Consider the following 17,568-nt stretch of genomic DNA (forward strand, 5'->3'; position numbering starts at 1 on the left):
GTGTAAAAGATGTCTTTCACTAGGGCGGGTAGCTCAGTTGGATAGAGTACTGGCCTCCGAAGCCAGGGGTCATGGGTTCGAATCCCATCTCGCCCACCATCTGCTTCCAGTTAGCAGAGCTGAAGAACACAACTCCGAATCATGAGTGCCCGGCTAAGGCGACCATGGTTCGGAGTTTTTGTTTTTTTCAGGACAGCTTATTCACGCGCCGCGGGCTGCATGGCTGATACCAAGGCGCTACGGCGACGGCAAAAGGAAGAGCCGATTCCCCGGCTCTCGACCTTGTACCTGAAAGCTCCCTCAGTTCGCTTTTGCCAGTGGAATCATTTAACGGCCGGCAGGGCGTCAGTCTCTGAGGGTCTGAAGAGGCTCGCGTCACCTGAAAGTAACCCGCTTGTTCTGGAACCGTGATCACACCAGGGTACGCTGGTCATGGTCCGAATGGCATTTTTTGCAGGAAATGAGGTAGGACATGGCCGGGATCTTCCCTCGCCTCGCGCTGGTAACGAAAGAGAAGATTGCCAAGGTGTTCTCGAGCGGGCTCACCCCGCATAAACTATCGCAAACCCTCTGCCTGGGTGTCGCCGTTGGGGTGCTGCCGCTCATTTGGGGAACCTCGCTCATCTGTGCCGGATTGGCAGCCCTATTGCGACTGAACCAGGCCGCTATCCAGGCGGTAAACTACTGCTGCTATCCGTTACAGTTCGCGCTGTTTCTGCCGCTGTGCCGCTTGGGCGAACGAATCTTACCCTGGGGGCCTACGCTTAGTCGTGAGGTGCTCGATGCAGCAGTGCACGGCAAGATCGGCACCTCGGCGAGGCTCCTCTTTTGGGGAACCCTGCACGGCCTGCTGGCCTGGCTGGTCACCGTCCTGCCACTAGCGCTCCTCGTCCAGGTACCCTTGCGCCACCTGCTGGCACGCCGTCAGCCGACCGACTAAACGGCACCGTTCATCCCCTTCCCACGGTCGATCTGCACCCAAAACCCGCAGATGTAGCACTTGACGCAGTGAACCGCTCCAGTCTCCACCAGGACCAGGTGCTTCATGATACCGACCTTTGCTTTGCACTTCGGGCACGTAATGTTCTGAACTCCCCGGGCCAGTTATGGCCCTCCCTACCCCGCCTCGTCAGTCACTAACCATCCCTGCCGAATTTCACTCGCAACACCGGGGTGGCACCAAAACCAGCCCCTTTGTCTCAGCCGCTCACAAATCGCACACCCGGGTTCTCCCTGGCCAACGACAGCTATTGATTTGGTTGATCCCTGCCTCCTGACCACTCTCCCACCTTACCCGTGTCAGTCCGCCAAGAAGGCCTAGATCTTATCGGTATTGACATGAAAGTTCATCCTGACAGCGGTTACCCGGCTTACGCCGGTATAGAGAAAGATGACCACCCAGATCAGCTGCTCCCGACCACCACGGCCTGCAGTTCGGTAATGGTTGCCGGTAGGTTGTCCCAGGATGTGCCTAAGAGCGGTTCCTGTTCTCGCGACATGGAGACCTCCTTCGCGGTCCTTGCTGCGACCGCAGCTCCTATGTACCGGAACAATATGGAGATCAGGTGAATTCTGGGTAAAAGAATGGTGACCGGAACAGGATGAACAGGGATAAAGGTGCACCGAGGAAAGCCTTTACCGGGTCGTGGCAAAGCTTACGGTGGACAACAATAGAATGTGTGATATCCAATGATGGGTAATTTTCTTCGTTACCAACACACCTCATTAGTCGTTTTCTTGATGGACTGTGGGGCCCGGCATTCGACTCGGGCTCCCTCCCCTCAGTAACAAAGCAAAAAAAAGTTTAAGAAAACACCCGGGCAATCCGATCAGTTACCAAGTGAAAGGTTTCCCAGGCGACGCCCGCCACGTCCAAACCGCAGCGGGTACCGCAACCAGGAGACGCTTCACTGCGCTGAACTGCCATCGCACAAAAGGAGAAAACTTCATGAGCACACGAAATCCCAGTTGGCCGGCGCTTCCGAATGCACAGGTAGACGTGATATCCCACACCGTGGTTTCCGAGGACAACCTGAGGGAGATCCAGGGGGTAACCGCGAGCGAACAGCATGCCATGATCGATCTCGGCGACACCATGAGTGTGGTCTTCTTCAACAACTCCGCGCTGGGCTGCGCCGGCACTGTCACCATCTGGCACAACAAGCACCAGGCTGCCGTGAAAACCTACTCTTCCAGCATCACCGGAGAATGGCTGGACGCCGACAACCTGGTGGTGACCGACGAAGAAGACGAAGGGTGGACAGTAAACGGCGAACTGATCACCGGATGCCTCGCCATGGACCTCAACGGCAGACAGGGCATCTACAGCTGCGGCGAGTTCTATCGCAGTAACTAAACGCTTCGCTGTGTTTAGCTGACCGGCGGAAGGGGCCACTTCGTGGTTCAGGTACTCTTCCGCCGCGTCCGTGACCGCTCGCAGTTACAGCAACACAATCTCAATCCCCCGTGACGAGATCCGCGTCCTCCCCACCCGCATCAGCCAGGCACCTTTCCGGGGGCCACCCCCATGCCGCAGTGCCTCCCTTAGTGTTACAGTTCTGAATCCTCAAAGATATCAATTGTTACAGTTGTGTGAACTTTCTGGAAAAACCCAGGAATGTCTTGCATAATATTTCCGTTTAGTTAGAGTGGAGTTTATTCAAAACAATGGAAATGTGATTTGTAAAGTTTCTTATATACAGCAGGTTGAAACAAGCTATTTACAGAAACAGTCGCGCTTGAATCTTTGAGTGCCATCCAAGGCCAGAGAAGGAGGTTTGACAAAAATGGAACAAACGGCAGCCGATTTACAACAACTGAAGGGGGTAGGTAGCATCCTGGTTCAACGCCTGAAAGAGGCAGGGCTTGACGGTTTCAGCAAAATCGCCGAGGCCGATGCAGCAGAATTGCGCAAGATCAAGGGGCTCAACCCCAGAACTATCTCGTCCATTCAGGCCCAGGCGAAAGAGTTGGCAGCACAGGCCGGTTCCGACCGTCAGGCAGCCATCGATGCGCTGGTCAAGCGACTTGGCGAGGTAAAGGAACAGGTGCAGGCCCTGGCACAGGCAACCCGGGATCGTTTTGGAGCGGAACTTACCGGCAAGCACGGCAAGAAGATGAGTTCCGACCTGGTATCCATCGAAGACACCCTCGCAAAACTCAACCTCTCGGGCAAAAAGGGGGCCAAGCGCGCCGGCAAGGCACTGAACAAGGTACAGAAGCGGGTCTCCGGACTGGCAGAGGACGCCAGCCTGAAGAAGGTGCGCAAAACGCTCAAACGGGCCCGGAAAACGGTGCGCAAAGCTGTAGAGTGATACGGGGGGAAAATGGTGAGACTGGTAGCCTGACCGCGACCTGCAGGCAGCAACGCAAGCAGCACTGCCTGGCTCCGGGACCTGGAACATCAAGCACAGCCCCCAGCGCGAAGCGAATCGAGACGTAATGACTTCTTAGGCCTGAGAGAGCGGCCTTTTTTTGCTCTTGAGCGCGCGCTTCTTGCGCAGCTCAGCCTGGGCGATCATCTCCTGGTGCAACCCCACTCACCCCTCCCCTTCCGCCGGCTGCCGCTACCGGTAACGCCCCTCGGAAATCATCTCCCAGGCGAAGCGCGTCTCGCTGTCGTGGCACTCCAGGATCGCGCGCAGCTCCTCGGCGATTTCGGGTGCCGTTACCGGGCAGAGCAATTCCATCCGAATCCCAATGTTCCTCCATCACGGTGTACTGTCATAGCTGAAGCTGCTGAGACTAGATTCTGCTTCCTGCCATCCAACTCATCATAATTTCAACTAGATGTAACAGTCTCCAAGCATTACATTTTGCTTACCATTAGTAAATATCAATGTCGCTCGATACTTTCGCCCACTGTCTGTGCCAGTAGCACCCACTCACGTGGCTGTGGAGATTTCCACTGCTCCTGTGGAAAACTTACAGATTCCTGTGTAATACTTCTCACAATGTCAGTAAACACTTAGCATCTGGCAATCTGCACAAGAAATAGTCACGGGCAACGCCAGATTTTTGGCGAAATCGTCGAGGCATCCAAGCGTGCCTCCCAAGTCGGCAAAGCAGGCCCGAAGCGCGTCCTGCACTCCCCGTACTCACAGAGCAAACGAAAAAGGCCTGGCCAGCTCACGCTGCCAGGCCCCCGTGTTTCCGGCTCGTATCGGTTACTTGATGGTCTTGATGGTTTTCTCCACCATCTTGGCAACGCTCTCGGGAAGCGGCGCGTAGAGCATGGGGGAAGCCATCTTCTGCCCCTTGTGCAGGCTCCAGTTCAGGAACTCGACAAGCTTCTTCCCTTTGGACGGATCCTTAGCGTGCTCATACACCAGGAGCCAGGTGAAACCAACGATCGGGTAGGCATCCTTGCCCGGCTGGTTCACCAGGGAGATGCGGTAATCGGCAGGCATGTGCTTTACTGCGGCAGCGGCAGCCGCCGAGGTGGAGTGGATGGAGGGTTCCACGAAGTGTCCCGCCTTGTTCTTCAGCGAGGCGTAGGGGAGCTTGTTCTCGAAGGCGTAGGCGAGTTCCACGTAGCCCAGCGAGTACGGGGTGGTCTTCACCTGGCCGGCGACACCTTCGTTACCCTTGCCACCCAGACCGACCGGCCACTTGACCGAGGCGCCCTTGCCGACCTTCTGGGACCACTCCGCATTTACGCCGGTGAGGTAGTCGGTGAAGATGCTGGTGGTTCCTGACCCGTCAGAGCGGTGCACCACGATGATCGGCTTGGCAGGAAGTTTTATGCCCGGGTTGTCGTCGGCGATCTTGGGATCGTTCCACATGGTGATCTTGCCCAGGAAGATGTTGGCCACGTCCTCGGAGTTGAGCTTCAGGCCGCTGGGGATACCCGGCAGGTTGTAGGTCACCACCACCGCGCCCATAACGGTCGGGATATGGATCAGTTTGCCTGGGGCCGCCTTAAGTTCTTCGTCGGAGAGGAACTTGTCGGAGGCGCCGAAGTCGACGGTCTGCGCGGTAATCTGCTTGATCCCCCCGCCGGAACCGATCGACTGGTAGTTGAATTTCACGCTGGGATCGACCTTGGCGTACTCGCTGAACCATTTGGAGTACAGCGGATACGGGAAGGTTGCCCCGGCACCGTTGATCAGGGTTTCGGCCGATGCCGTACCGGCGGGGACGCCGACTGCTACCAGCGCCAAGGCGACCGCAACTCTTCTTAAGGATTGAAACATTTTGCCCTCCTGTTGTGTTCGTTTTTTCGGGAGTATAGGCCTGCGATTGTGAAGATCCGGTTACAGGAGGAGCAAGATATGGTGAAAATTGCGGTTCAGCGTGGGGGGGGAAGCCCATACCGGAGCCACACGGCGAGGGCAACGGGCCACCAGCACCAACAGGGGGGACAATGCTTTCGGAACAAAAAAACCCGGGTCACGAATGACCCGGGTTTTCTATTTACTTCACACATTCTATAGGCGGAGCCGCCCCCCAGCACGCTGGCGCGAGAAACATCGAGGTCCAGGCAGCAATGAGCTGCTAGATGCCGGTTCCGGTATCCGAATCAACCTTGTCTTGCGGAAGGTTCCCGCGCTTGAAGAGCAACACGCTGATCCCTTCGAGGGTGCGGTCGAACTCGAAGGCCAGGTTGTGCTCGTAGGCAAGCAGTGCCACCGCCGGCAACTGCCCGAGGTCGCGCAACCGGAAGAGCACCCGGTTCCCCTTCTCCAGGTGTGCTAGGAGGGTGATCGGGGCTTCCAGGATGAAGGTGCCGTATTCAGCAGTCAGATCGACCACGTTGAGGCTCGTGGCGCTGAGTTCGCTCAGGCTGATGCGTCGGGTCCAGGCACTGCCGGTCTCCGGCTCAAGCTCGGCAAGCTGTGCCTTGTGGGACTCCAGTTCCACAGCCTCGGATACCATGCCGGCCGCCACCGTGGCGTTACTGAACCGGTCGATGAGGATGAAGCTGCCGGTGTCGCGGTTCTCGCGGTACGGGTCGAACGGTACAGGACGGTCCAACTCCAGCCGCACCAGGGCTATCTCGTTCAGCCCCAGGGTAGTCACCTGTTTCTGCTCCAGGGTGTTCACATCGACCGCGTACGGCACGTCGGTCACCCTGCCGGGGGTGATCCCGGTGGCGCTCTTCACCAGGTAGAGTTGCCCGGGACGCAGCGGCTCATCGTGCAGCCAGACCAGGTGCGCCTCGGGGTGCCGGGTGAAAAGCGGCGCCGCCTCGGGAACGGTGAGCATGTCGCCACGACTGATGTCGATCTCGTCCTTGAGGGTAAGGGTTACCGCCTGCCCGGCCACGGCCTCGTCGAGGTCGCCGTTCATGGTGACCACGCGGTCGACCCGGCTCACCAGCCCCGAAGAGGAGACCCGAATCTCGTCGCCAGGGCGCACGGTGCCGGCGGCAATGGTGCCGCAGAAACCGCGAAAATCGAGGTTGGGGCGGTTCACCCACTGCACCGGCATCCGGAAGGGTTGCCCGGCCCGGTCGTCCTCGACCTGGACCGTTTCCAGAAACTGCAGCAGGGTAGGCCCGCTGTACCAGGGGGTGTTGACGCTCTTCTCGATGATGTTGTCGCCGTTCAACGCCGAGATGGGGAGAGCGGTAATCGATGAGAAACCGAGCGGTTCGGCGAACTCGCGGTAGTCGTCTTCGATACGCCTGAACTTCTCGGCGTCGAAATCGATGAGGTCCATCTTGTTGATGGCCAGGACGATGTGCCGGATCCCCACCAGGGATACCAGGAAGCTGTGCCGGCGAGTCTGGGTCAAGAGCCCCTTGCGGGCGTCCACCAGGATGACGGCGACCTTGGCGGTAGAGGCACCGGTCACCATGTTGCGGGTGTACTGCTCGTGCCCCGGGGTATCGGCCACGATGAACTTGCGCCGGTCGGTGGAGAAGAACCGGTAGGCGACGTCGATGGTGATCCCCTGTTCGCGCTCGGCCTGCAACCCGTCCAAGAGGAGCGCATAGTCGATGGCGCCCCCCTGGGTCCCCACCTTCTTGCTGTCCGCCTCCAGGGCCGCCAACTGGTCCTCGAAGACCATCTTGGAGTCCCACAAGAGTCGCCCGATCAGGGTGCTCTTGCCGTCGTCCACGCTGCCGCAGGTGATGAATCGTAACAGGGACTTCTCTTCCTGGCTCTTCAGGTAGGCGAGGATGTCTTTCTCGATGAGTTCGGATTGATGTGCCATTAGAAGTACCCTTCCTGTTTTTTCTTCTCCATGGAGCCCGCCTGGTCATGGTCGATAAGGCGCCCCTGCCGCTCGGAGGTGCGGGTCAAGAGCATCTCCTGGATGATCTGCGGCAGCGTGTCGGCCTCGGACTCGACCGCACCGGTGAGCGGGTAGCAGCCCAGGGTGCGGAAGCGCACCGATTTGTGCTGGACCACCTCGCCGGGTTTCAGTTCCAGCCGGTCGTCGTCCACCATGATGAGCATGCCGTCGCGCTCCACCACCGGGCGCACCGCCGCGTAGTAGAGCGGTACGATGGGGATGTTCTCCAGGTGAATATACTGCCAGATGTCCAGTTCGGTCCAGTTGGAGAGCGGGAAAACGCGGATACTCTCGCCGGGCTTGACCCGGGTGTTGTAGAGGCTCCAAAGTTCCGGGCGCTGGTTCTTCGGGTCCCAGCGGTGGTTTGCGCTCCGAAAAGAGAAGATGCGCTCTTTGGCGCGGGATTTCTCCTCGTCGCGGCGGGCACCGCCGAAGGCCGCGTCGAACTTGTAGCGGTCCAGTGCCTGCTTGAGTCCCTCGGTCTTCATGACGTCGGTGTACAGGGCCGAACCGTGGGTGAAGGGGGAAACACCACGGGCCACGCCTTCTTCGTTGACGTGCACGATGAGCTTGAAGCCCGACTCCTCCACCATCCGGTCGCGGAACTGGATCATCTCGCGGAATTTCCAGGTGGTGTCGACGTGCAAAAGCGGGAAAGGTGCCGGCGCGGGATAGAAGGCCTTGCGTGCCAGGTGCAGCATGACCGCGGAGTCCTTGCCGATGGAGTAGAGCATCACCGGGTTGTCGAATTCGGCCACCACCTCGCGGATGATGTGGATACTTTCTGCTTCGAGTTGCTGCAGATGGGTCAGGTTACTGGTCATGTCTCGATTCTCGTAGAAGGTGGAGGTTTGATTTCGTTGTCGTCGAATAGATCAGTATACGCAGTAAGGTTGTCACTGCCAGTGGGCTGCCTGATGTTAGCGATCCCGCCGCTCCCCTGTTTCAGGGACCGTCAGCGCTCAAGTAGCGCGGCAACTGATGGGAACTATCTTCTGTGCAGGCCACACTCTTTGTGTTCCGGATTTTCCCACCACCAGCGTCCCGAACGGGCGTCTTCGCCGGGCTTGACTGCGCGGGTACAGGGTGCACAACCGATGGAGCGGTAACCCTCCTTGAAGAGCCGGTTCTGGGGCAGTCGGCGCTCCTTGGCGAAGGCCAGCAGCTCTGCCTCGGTCCAGTCCAGCAAGGGGTTAAGTTTCAGGATCCCGCCGTTTAGCTGATCGATCTCGATTGACTTCAGGTCCCCGCGGGTAACACCGTGTTCCCGGCGCATCCCGGTAACCCACCCCTTGAGATCCTTAAGGGCACGCCCCAGGGGCTCCACTTTGCGGATGTGGCAACATTCGTGGCGGTTTTCCAGGGACTCACGGAAAGAGAACAGACCTTTTTCCCGTTCCAGCTTTTCTACGGCCTCGTGGCAGGGAAAGTACCAGTCGATCTTGATCCGGTAGCGCTCGGTCAAGGCATCGGCTACCTCGTAGGTTTCCTCGTTAAGCCTACCAGTATCCAAGGCGAACACCCCGACATCGAGCCCCAGTTCATGGACCAGTTCAATGATGGCGACGTCTTCCAGGGAAAAAGAGCAGGCGAGTTTCACGGGCCCATCGGCAGCGGCCACGCCGGTCTTCAGGATGTCTTGCGCGGAGGCGTTTGCAGGGACTACGGGAATAACTTTCATGGAGAGATCCTTTCACGGTTTTACCTGCGCACCCGGTGCGCCATCGTCTTCTGGCATGACGTATATAATACTGCAAGCTATTCAGTCAAGAAAAATATACTTAATTGTCACACATACTGGTTGTTGTTTATACTGCGGCCATTACCACAGCGCTCAAGGAGGGTATTCACCGGGCAGAGCAAGCTGCTTCGAGGTGGGAGCACTCTGGCAACAACATAAGTATCGGCAGGCGAGGAGCAGATATGAGCAATCGCCCTGTCGACACGCTTTTCTCCAGTGTCATTGAGAGCCGGCAACCTTTGGCACGCACCATCTTGCGGAAGTTACGAGGTATAAGGAGAGACCTAAGCTGGCTGGCAACCAGCTGGTGTATTGTGAGGAACAACGAGGTTGGCTGGGGCTTCTGGCAGATTCCTCGAAACGCAACTGCGCCCGAGGAGTCGCCCTGGTTGGAATCAATGGCTCAAGACTTGGTAGAGAACCGCGACCGCGTGACGACGGTAGTAGTGACACACGTGCCGGAAACCATAAGGCGCCAGCAGGTCGTTCAATTCGCCATGACTGTAGCTCTTGATGCAGTGCGCACATTTCTGTCCGTTTTCGCAGGTTCCGTGGCAATCCTCCAGTTGGTTTCGGCAACTTACCTCGACCAGCAGGTACCCCTCGGGACGCAGGTTCAGCACGATGTTCTTCAGGTAGCTGCTCTTTTCGCTGCCGTCAGGGATGATGTTGAGCACGTAGTTGGAGATGACCAGGTCGACACCCAACTTGCTCTCCCCCAACTCGTTGTTGGCCAATACCCCGGCCAGTTGTCTGCGCCCCGCCATTGCCATGATCCGCTCCACCTGCACCGGGAGGTCCGCTGCGTACACCTCGAACCCCTCCTCGGCCAGGTATTGAGAATTGCGCAAGGTGCCGGCGCCGTAATCCAGCACCGAGCGCAGATGTTGGTGTTTGAAAAACCTCAGGTATTTAGTGATACTGACTGCCGCGGGTGCCATGGTATGCCTCTATCTAAACCGGTTCGGGAAATTTATGAGCTTTTACTAATGCTAACTCATTTTCACGTTGGCTGTCGATATGGCCATGGCTCCGAAACCTGCGTCCACCCTGATCAGCACCGGCGACCGCGACAGCAGGCAAGAGCTGCAGCGGCCAAACCGGCTCCGATGAGTGCCGCACCCCAGTACTTACACTCCGCCATCCAAACCTCGCAACTTGCCGGGTGCGCGCGGGAGTCGAAGCTGCCGTGGGCGCCGAAGGGGCCGGGGACGCTCTGCCAGAGGTTGTCCGGGCGGTTTGGGTCCTCCGGCTCATCGGTCTGCTGTGAGGCGTAACCGGTGCGAGCCAGGTAGCGGTCCAGCCAGCCGGCGATGAACTTGTTCCCCCACATTGCCTGCAGCGTCGGGAAGCCGACGTAAAGTTCGCGCCGGTCGTGCCGTGCCGCCCAAACGATGGCGTCTGCGGCGACTTCGGGCTGAAAGATCGGAGGCACCGGCTGCGGTTTCCTGGGGAGCCGCGACTTCACCCAGGCGAACTGCGGAGTGTTGAGCGCCGGTAACTGGACCATGGTGAGGCGCACCTGGGAGCGGTCGTGAATCAGTTCGCAACGCAGCGAATCGGTGAAGCCGCGCAGGGCGTGCTTGGCGCCGCAGTATGCCGACTGGAGCGGGATGCTGCGTTCCGACAGCGCCGAGCCCACCTGGATGATGATTCCGCGGTTGCGCGGCAGCATCCTTCTCAGGGCGGCACAAGTACCGTACACCGCACCGAGATAGGTGACCTCGGTGACCCGCCGGTACTCTTCGTGTTCCATCTCCTTGACCGGGGAAAAGACCGAGACCATGGCGTTGTTCACCCAGACCTCGATCGGCCCCAGCCCCGCCTCGATGCGCTCGGCAGCCGCCTCGACCTGCTGGGCGTCCGCGACGTCGATCGCGATCCCCAAGGCGCGCACCCCGGCACCCTCGAGCCCGGCACAGGCCTTATCCAACCGTTCCTGGTTGCGCGCCAGAAGCGCCACGCTGGCACCTGCACGGGCAAAAGCACGCGCCGTGGCTCGCCCTACCCCTGCCGAGGCTCCCGTTACCACCACCACTTTCCCCTGCAGATTCTCGCTCATGATCTCCCCCGAGTGCGGGCCCCCCTGCCCCGCCTGATGTGCTTATTTCCCGTTCCAGGCCAGCCTGACCAGCTCCGCGCTGTGCAGCACCTGCCGGTTGGTCGCCTGGGTTATCTGGGTCCGGCAGCTGAAACCGTCGGCAACCAGGTAGGTCTCAGGCTCCGCCTTGCGCACCGCCGGCAAAAGCGCCTCTTCGGCGATATCCTGCGACATGCGGTACTTGTGCTTCTCGAACCCGAAGGACCCCGCCATGCCGCAGCACCCGGTCTGCGGTTCGACAACCTGGAGCCCCATGGCTGCCAAAAGCTTGTGGGTACTCTCCCCCTTGAGGACCGCCTTTTGGTGGCAGTGGCTCTGCAGGACGACGTGCCCGGAAAGCTTTGGCGGCTGGTGTCCCTCCCGCATCAGGAACTCGCTGAACAGGAAGCCGTGCTTGGTCACCCGCTCTCCGTCCAGGTGGTGCGGCATCAGGTTGGGGAGCTCCTCGCGGAACACGGCAACCTCGCTCGGTTCCAGGAACACGACCGGAATGCCGCGACGCACGAAGGGGCTTAAAAGCTCGATGCTCTTCACGATCTGCCGCTTGGCAAAGTCGAGCATGCCGTAGTCGATAGGAGGGCGCACGGCCGGGGGACGCGGCGTCAGCACGGCTACCTGGTGTCCCAGCCGTTGCAGGGCTTCAAGTGCCGCTTTAAGGGCGTCGGGGTAAAAGCAGTCGTTGAAGACATCTGGATAGAGCAGCACCGTGGGATCCTGCTGTTCGGCTGCCTGCCTGCCGGCGGCGGACTTGGTGAACGGCTCACCGGCGAAACGGGGCATCTGTCGCTCTGCAGCAATCCCCCCCATGAGCTTCACCAGGTCGCGCACCCCCGGGGTCTGAAAGAGGAAGTTCGCCAGGGCGGGAAGCCGTGAGCCGAGGTCCCCCCAGATGCCGAAGAGTCCCATGGAATAGGCCGGCAGTGGGCGCAGGCGCCCCTCGTAGTAATGGGACAGGAACTCGGCCTTGTAGGTCGCCATGTCCACGTTGACCGGGCACTCCTTCTTGCACCCCTTGCAGGAAAGGCAGTACTCCAGGGCCTCGAGCACCTCCTTACTGTGCCAGCGGTCGGTGAGGAAATCACCGCGGAACATCTCGAAGATGAGCCGGGCGCGCCCGCGGGTACTGTGCTTTTCCTCCCGACTGGCCAGGAAACTCGGACACATGAAGGCGTCATGGGTGCGTCGGCAGGTGCCGACCCCGACACAGCGTAAGGATGCGGCGGTGAAACTTCCGGCATCGCCGGGAAAGTGGAAGTGGGTTTGGGCCTGCCAGGGGTTGTACTCGGTCCCCAGGCGCAGGTTCTGGTCCGGCAGGTAGGGATCGATCACTTTTCCGGGGTTCATCTTCCACTCTGGATCCCACAGCGTCTTGAAATCCCTCATGGCCTGCATCAGTTCGTCGCCATACATCTTGTCCAGGAAAATGGCCTTGGACTGCCCGTCACCGTGTTCCGCGGAAAAGGAACCGCCATAGCGCACCACGAGGTCGGAGGCTTGGTCTAGGAACCGGTTGAAGTTGTCGATCCCCTCCCGGGTCACCAGGTCGAAGGTGATACGGCAATGGATGCAGCCGTCCCCGAAGTGGCCGTAGAGGGCGGCAGTGAGGCCGTGCGCCTCGAGCAGTTTTTTGAATTCACGCAGGTAGCCCCCCAGCTTTTCAGGTGCGATGGCTGCATCCTCCCAGCCGGGCCAGCTCAGGGGGAGACCGGGGACGTTGGCCGTGGCCCCCAGCCCCTGTTCGCGCAGTTCCCAGATCTGCTTCTCCTCTTCCTGGTTGTCGTAGAGTTTCATCGAGGGGGGATCGGGGAGTTTGCGCAGGGCCTCCATGGCGCGCCGGGCCATCAGGTCGGACTCCTCGCGGTCCTTGCCGCCAAACTCCACGATGAGCCAGCCGTGCCCGGCCGGGAGCAGGCTCAGGTCCTCGACGTGCAACGACTTGGTTCGGATGAAGTTGACCAAAAGGGCGTCGATCCCTTCCAGCGCCACCGGCTTGAACTTGAGGATATCGGTCACGTGGTCGGCTGCGCTGAAGACGTCGGGATAGCCGAGCAGCAGGATGCTGCGCCCCGGCGGGCTGTGCACCAGGCGAAGCTTCGCCTCGAGGATGGTGATGCAGGTGCCTTCGGTGCCAACCAGGGCCGCGGCGACATTGAAGCCGTTCTCCGGCAGCAACTCGTCCAGGTTGTAGCCGGAGACCCGGCGCGGGATGCGGGGATAGCGGGTGCGGATCAGGTCGGCATAACGGTCGCGGATCTGGCGCAGCCCCTGGTAGATCTCGCCGCGCCGTCCTCCCGCCTTGATGATCGCCTCGAGTTCGCGCTCCGAGGTCGGCCCCACCGTCATCTGGACCCCGTCGTAGGTAACCACTTCCAGCTCCAGTACGTTGTCCACGGTACGGCCGGCCATCACCGAGTGGGCGCCGCAGGAGTTGTTGCCGAGCATGCCCCCCAGCGTGTTGTGGTTGTGGGTGGCGGGGTCCGGCCCGAAGGTGAGATGGTAGCGCTCAGCCTGGTTGCGCAGGTCGTCCAAGATGGTGCCGGGCTCTACCCGGGCAAAGCTCTGCTGCTGGTCGATCTCGAGCACGCGGTTCAGGTACTTCGAGTGATCGATGAGTACCGCAGCGTTGCAGGTCTGGCCGCACAGTCCGGTACCACCGCCGCGTGAGACCACCGGGGCGCCGTGGCGCTGGCAGATCTCCAGCGTCTTGACCACCGCGTCCTTGCTGCGCGGCAACACCACACCAACCGGGATCTGCCGGTAGTTGGAGGCGTCGGTGGCGTAGAGGGCCCGGCTCCCCGCGTCGAAGCGCACCTCGCCATCAACCGACTGTTTCAATTCCGCCTCGAGGGCACCGGGGTTCAGTTTATCCTCCACATACCGACGTTGTTCCAGGTGGTTCGACATGATTACCTCCAGCAGGAGTTCTGGATTTCGTAGCGGCGGGCAACGTCCTCGCGCAGGGCGAGCCCAAGTCCGGGGCGGTGGCGATCGGGGGCGAGCACCCCGGCCACTGGTTCGCGGGTTCCCTCAAACAGGTGCTGTTCGATCCGGACGTGGTCGTGGAAATACTCGAGGTGGCGCGCCGGTACGACTGCACAGCAAAGTGGCAGGTGCAGGGACGGGGCGCAGTGCGAGGAAAGAGGCAGTCGGTAGGCGGAGCACAGGGCGGCCACCTGGAGGAAACCGGTGATGCCGCAACGGGTGGCATCGGCCTGCACCACGTCGACGGCACCCGCCTGCAAGAGCCGGTGGTAGTAGTCGAGTTCGAAGCCGTACTCGCCGGAGGCGATTTCCATGCCGGGCGGCATGCGCTTTCTCAGCTGGCACAGACCGGCGAAATCCTGGTGCTGAACCGGTTCCTCGAACCAGGTGACACCGAGGGCCGCGTAGCGCTCGGCGAGTCCCAGCGCCTGTTGTACCGCATAGCCGCCGTTGGCATCGACGTAAAGTTCGGTCCCCTCCCCTATTGCCTGCCGCGCCTGGACCACCCGCTCGGAATCCGCCTCTGGGTGCCGCCCCACCTTCATTTTGACCCGCAGGATCCCCTGTCCCGCCCATCCCCCTAGCTGCCGCTGGAGTTCGTCGATGGTGTATGAGGTAAAACCGCCGCTGCCATAGACGGGGATCGCGTCACGCGCCGCCCCGAGCAGGTCCAGCAGCGACAGTCCTAACAGCTTCGCCTTCAGGTCCCACAACGCGGCATCGAGTGCGGAGACCGCCAGCATCCCGATTCCCGAGGCTCCGAGGTTGCGCAGGGCGGCGATCATCAGGTTCCAGCAGGAAACGGTGTCGAGCGGGCTTCTCCCCTCCAGCACCGGGGCGAGGCTTTCCATGATCAGAGCCCCCGCCGCCGGCGTGGCGTAGCTGTAGCCCAGTCCGCGTTCCCCCGCGGAGAGAATCTGCACCACCAGCAGCGTGGTCGCCGACCAGCGGTAGGTCCCATCGGACTCCGGCGTTTCGGTAGGGATTTTGAAAACCCGAACCTCTACTCTTTCAACTGCTGCTTGAAGTTTCATCTGGCAACACCCTTTCTGGCTTTCACTGAAAAAAAACACCCCAAGTCTTGCCAGGTAACGAGCACCAAGCGCTGCTGGCTGTTAGTTGGCTGGCAGGGCTGTCTCCGAGACAGCACGCGATGTTTTATTGGTATTTTTTAACCGTTAACAGTCTAGGTGGAGAGCAAGGGTTGTCAACATGCCGAGGCGCACGTGACCCTGGAAAGGGAGGGAGATGAGTTACTAAAGTGGGGAAAGACGGAGAGCTGGGAGTGGTGGAGCGCTGCCCCGGGCCAAAGGTCCTTCAGGGGATTTTAGGGGGACACCGTGCAGGCGTGGCAGGAAACTAGCGGAGGGGCGAATGATCATTCGCCCACCCTCTCCCGACAGGAGAGGCGACCAAAGGCCGAAGACAGTGTGTCGGGTGGGCACTTGCTTATGTGTCGCGCCTGCCCGCGCGCTGTGCCCATGATTATGCGCCCCTACCTGTCCGGTATCCCGGAGATTCCTCCGAGGAACCAGCTAAAACCGGTAGGTGGCGCGGACCCCGGCACTGATCCCTTCCTGGGGAATGGAGCTGACCGGCAGGTGCTCGTTGCCGCCAGGCTGCGAGTAGGTCGTATCAAAGATATTTCGCAGCGAAAGTGACAGGTCGAGCCCTTTCAGCGCCAGGTCCTTGACCAGGAGGGTCAGGTTGCCGAGCAGGTACGGGGCAACGCTGGCGCCGGGGCTGAGGGTCCCCAGGCGCGAGGTGTACTGGAGTTCCCCTGAAAGAACGACCTTGCGGGCCAGGAATTCGCGAGCAAGACGCAGTTTCATCAGGTGGTGCGGCGAGTTGGGCGGGTGGGTGGTGCTCCCTTCGTAGAGCAGCGAGTTCTGGTAGGTATAGCCGAACCCGCCGGACCAATTCTCCCAGGCACCCGAGACCTCGGTCTCGATGCCGCGGCTGCGCATGGTGCCGGCGTTTTTCAGGCGAAAGAAGCCGTCCCCGTCGATGTAGGTGGTGATGAGCCCCTGGTAGTCATACTGGAACCCGGTGACGGTCGCCCGCCAGGGACCGTCAAGCTGCAGGTCGGCCACCAGTTCGTTGCTGTACATCACCTCTTCCCTCAGGTCCGGGTTGGCACGATAGGGGTCGGCGGAGTAGTAGCGTTCGTAGGCGTTGGGAGCCCGGAAAGATCTTCCGAACAGGTATTTGAGGGCGAGTTCGGAAGTCGGCAGCCAGACCACGGCCGCCTTGGGGCTCCAGGAATCGAGTCCCTGGCTCAACCGGTCGTAGCGCAGACTCCCGGTCAGGATCAGGGACTGGAAAGGACGATGCTCGTCCTGCACGAAAAGGCCGACCTCTTCGACGGTCCGGTCGTCGTGGAAACCTTTGGAATCCCCCTGCTCGACGCGCAGGCTGTGCCGGTAATCAACCCCGGCGGCGAGGATGTGGTTCGCCGGGAGCACCAGGTTCCCCACCACCTCGGCACCGAGGGTTGTGGAATGGGAATGGTCGTAATCGATCGAGACCGGGCGATAGGAGTAGGTACCACTGTAGTTGTAGCCGTTCAGGTAAGCGCGTAATTTGAGCACACCCGCGGGAGACTCGACGGCATGATAGGAGAGGTCGCCGAAAAAGCGGTCATCCGACGTGCGCGAGGCGTTGTCGTTGAAGGTGGTGCCCCAGGCACCGGTGGGTATCCCTTTCAGGTTGTGCAGGTAGCCCCCCAACAGGGAGAACTTCGCGCTGTTGAACTTCAAGAACGCGCTGGCGCTGCGGGCGAAGTCACTGTCGTGCGCCACGCCATGGTTGGTAGCCGGGGTGTCGAAGGCAGGGAAATAGAGATCCTGACCCGGTGCGCCGTAAAAGGACCCGGAAACCAGCAGACCGCCGCCCCCACGGGAGACCGGCCCTCCAGCCGTGGCCCGTGCGGAAAAGGCCCCGGTTGTGTCACCGGCGAGTTCGGTCTCGGTCTTCAGTACCCCCGGAGGAATCCTCGTGATGACGTTGATAACCAGCAAGAAGGCATTGTTCCCGTAGACCGCCTGGCTCGGGCCGCGAACGATCTCGACCCGCTCCACCAGCCGCAAATCGAGCGGGAAGTCGAAACCGATGGGCGCCTGGTGGTAGACCTCGTCGTTCAGGCGGACCCCGTCGATCATGATGAGCACCCGGGTGTTGTAGTCGCTGGGCACGCTGAAACCCCGGTAGCCGAGGTAGCGGTAGTTGTGGTCGTCGGTGACGTAGAGACCGGCCACCCCTTTCAAGAGGTCGGAGAGCAGCCGGTAGTCGTGGTGCCGGATCTCTTCGGCATCGACCACGGTGACCTGCGCCGGTGCCTCGTGGGCGTCCTGCTCGTAGCGCGAGACGCCGTACACCTTGAGCACCTTTACCTTCAGGAGTTCATCCAGCCCCAATTCGCTCAGTTCATCGACCCCGCCTTCGGCGGCCAAGGCTCGCGGAGCCGCAAGCAGGAGAACATAGAGTAGACAGCAACAAAGAA

General features: G+C 60.5%; 13 protein-coding genes and 1 tRNA gene. 4 read left to right on the plus strand and 10 right to left on the minus strand.

Features of this window, described 5'->3' with window-relative positions; all coding sequences use genetic code 11:
• Positions 1–22: 22 nt before the first annotated feature.
• The 4 genes from H7688_RS00400 (at position 23) to H7688_RS00415 (ending at position 3,314) form a co-directional block, all read left to right on the plus strand.
• Positions 23–99 (plus strand) — tRNA-Arg (locus H7688_RS00400).
• A gap of 373 nt (positions 100–472) precedes the next feature.
• Positions 473–940, plus strand: coding sequence for a DUF2062 domain-containing protein (locus tag H7688_RS00405; RefSeq protein ID WP_183359038.1), 468 nt, complete (start codon positions 473–475; stop codon positions 938–940).
• 1,008 nt (positions 941–1,948) lie between these two features.
• Positions 1,949–2,356: a hypothetical protein gene (locus H7688_RS00410; protein WP_183359039.1), complete on the plus strand. Its 408-nt coding sequence runs from the start codon at positions 1,949–1,951 to the stop codon at positions 2,354–2,356.
• Between the two features lie 430 nt (positions 2,357–2,786).
• A complete protein-coding gene (locus H7688_RS00415; RefSeq protein ID WP_183359040.1) occupies positions 2,787–3,314 on the plus strand; it encodes a helix-hairpin-helix domain-containing protein in 528 nt (175 codons plus the stop codon).
• 252 nt (positions 3,315–3,566) lie between these two features.
• On the opposite strand, the gene H7688_RS22745 is transcribed toward H7688_RS00415, so the two are convergent.
• The 10 genes from H7688_RS22745 to H7688_RS00460 all read right to left on the minus strand — a co-directional run bounded on the left by H7688_RS22745 (position 3,567) and on the right by H7688_RS00460 (position 17,518).
• The gene (locus H7688_RS22745; protein ID WP_281379377.1) at positions 3,567–3,689 is read right to left on the minus strand and encodes a phospholipase D-like domain-containing protein; all 123 of its coding nucleotides are present in this window, start codon (positions 3,687–3,689) and stop codon (positions 3,567–3,569) included.
• A 477-nt stretch (positions 3,690–4,166) separates the two neighbouring features.
• Positions 4,167–5,195 carry a phosphate ABC transporter substrate-binding protein PstS gene (pstS, locus tag H7688_RS00420; protein WP_183359041.1) on the minus strand — a complete coding sequence of 343 codons (1,029 nt, stop codon included), beginning with the start codon at positions 5,193–5,195 and terminating at the stop codon, positions 4,167–4,169.
• Positions 5,196–5,496: 301 nt separating this feature from the next.
• Positions 5,497–7,161: a sulfate adenylyltransferase subunit CysN gene (cysN, locus tag H7688_RS00425; RefSeq protein ID WP_183359042.1), complete on the minus strand. Its 1,665-nt coding sequence runs from the start codon at positions 7,159–7,161 to the stop codon at positions 5,497–5,499.
• Positions 7,161–8,114, minus strand: a complete 954-nt coding sequence (gene cysD, locus H7688_RS00430; protein ID WP_281379391.1) for a sulfate adenylyltransferase subunit CysD — start codon at positions 8,112–8,114, stop codon at positions 7,161–7,163. Before cysD ends, cysN begins: the two co-directional genes overlap by 1 nt.
• 116 nt (positions 8,115–8,230) lie before the next feature.
• Positions 8,231–8,923, minus strand: coding sequence for a phosphoadenylyl-sulfate reductase (locus tag H7688_RS00435; protein ID WP_183359044.1), 693 nt, complete (start codon positions 8,921–8,923; stop codon positions 8,231–8,233).
• Between the two features lie 455 nt (positions 8,924–9,378).
• A complete protein-coding gene (locus tag H7688_RS00440) occupies positions 9,379–9,924 on the minus strand; it encodes a class I SAM-dependent methyltransferase (protein ID WP_183359045.1) in 546 nt (181 codons plus the stop codon).
• 113 nt (positions 9,925–10,037) lie between these two features.
• Positions 10,038–11,045, minus strand: a complete 1,008-nt coding sequence (locus tag H7688_RS00445; RefSeq protein ID WP_183359046.1) for an SDR family oxidoreductase — start codon at positions 11,043–11,045, stop codon at positions 10,038–10,040.
• A gap of 42 nt (positions 11,046–11,087) precedes the next feature.
• A complete protein-coding gene (locus H7688_RS00450) occupies positions 11,088–13,988 on the minus strand; it encodes an FAD-binding and (Fe-S)-binding domain-containing protein (RefSeq protein WP_183359047.1) in 2,901 nt (966 codons plus the stop codon).
• A 2-nt stretch (positions 13,989–13,990) separates the two neighbouring features.
• Positions 13,991–15,100 carry an enolase C-terminal domain-like protein gene (locus tag H7688_RS00455; protein ID WP_183359048.1) on the minus strand — a complete coding sequence of 370 codons (1,110 nt, stop codon included), beginning with the start codon at positions 15,098–15,100 and terminating at the stop codon, positions 13,991–13,993.
• Positions 15,101–15,601: 501 nt separating this feature from the next.
• Positions 15,602–17,518, minus strand: coding sequence for a TonB-dependent receptor plug domain-containing protein (locus H7688_RS00460; RefSeq protein WP_183359049.1), 1,917 nt, complete (start codon positions 17,516–17,518; stop codon positions 15,602–15,604).
• Positions 17,519–17,568: the final 50 nt, after the last annotated feature.

It is taken from the genome of Geomonas limicola (genome assembly GCF_014193675.1).
In the GTDB taxonomy this organism is placed as follows: domain Bacteria; phylum Desulfobacterota; class Desulfuromonadia; order Geobacterales; family Geobacteraceae; genus Geomonas; species Geomonas limicola.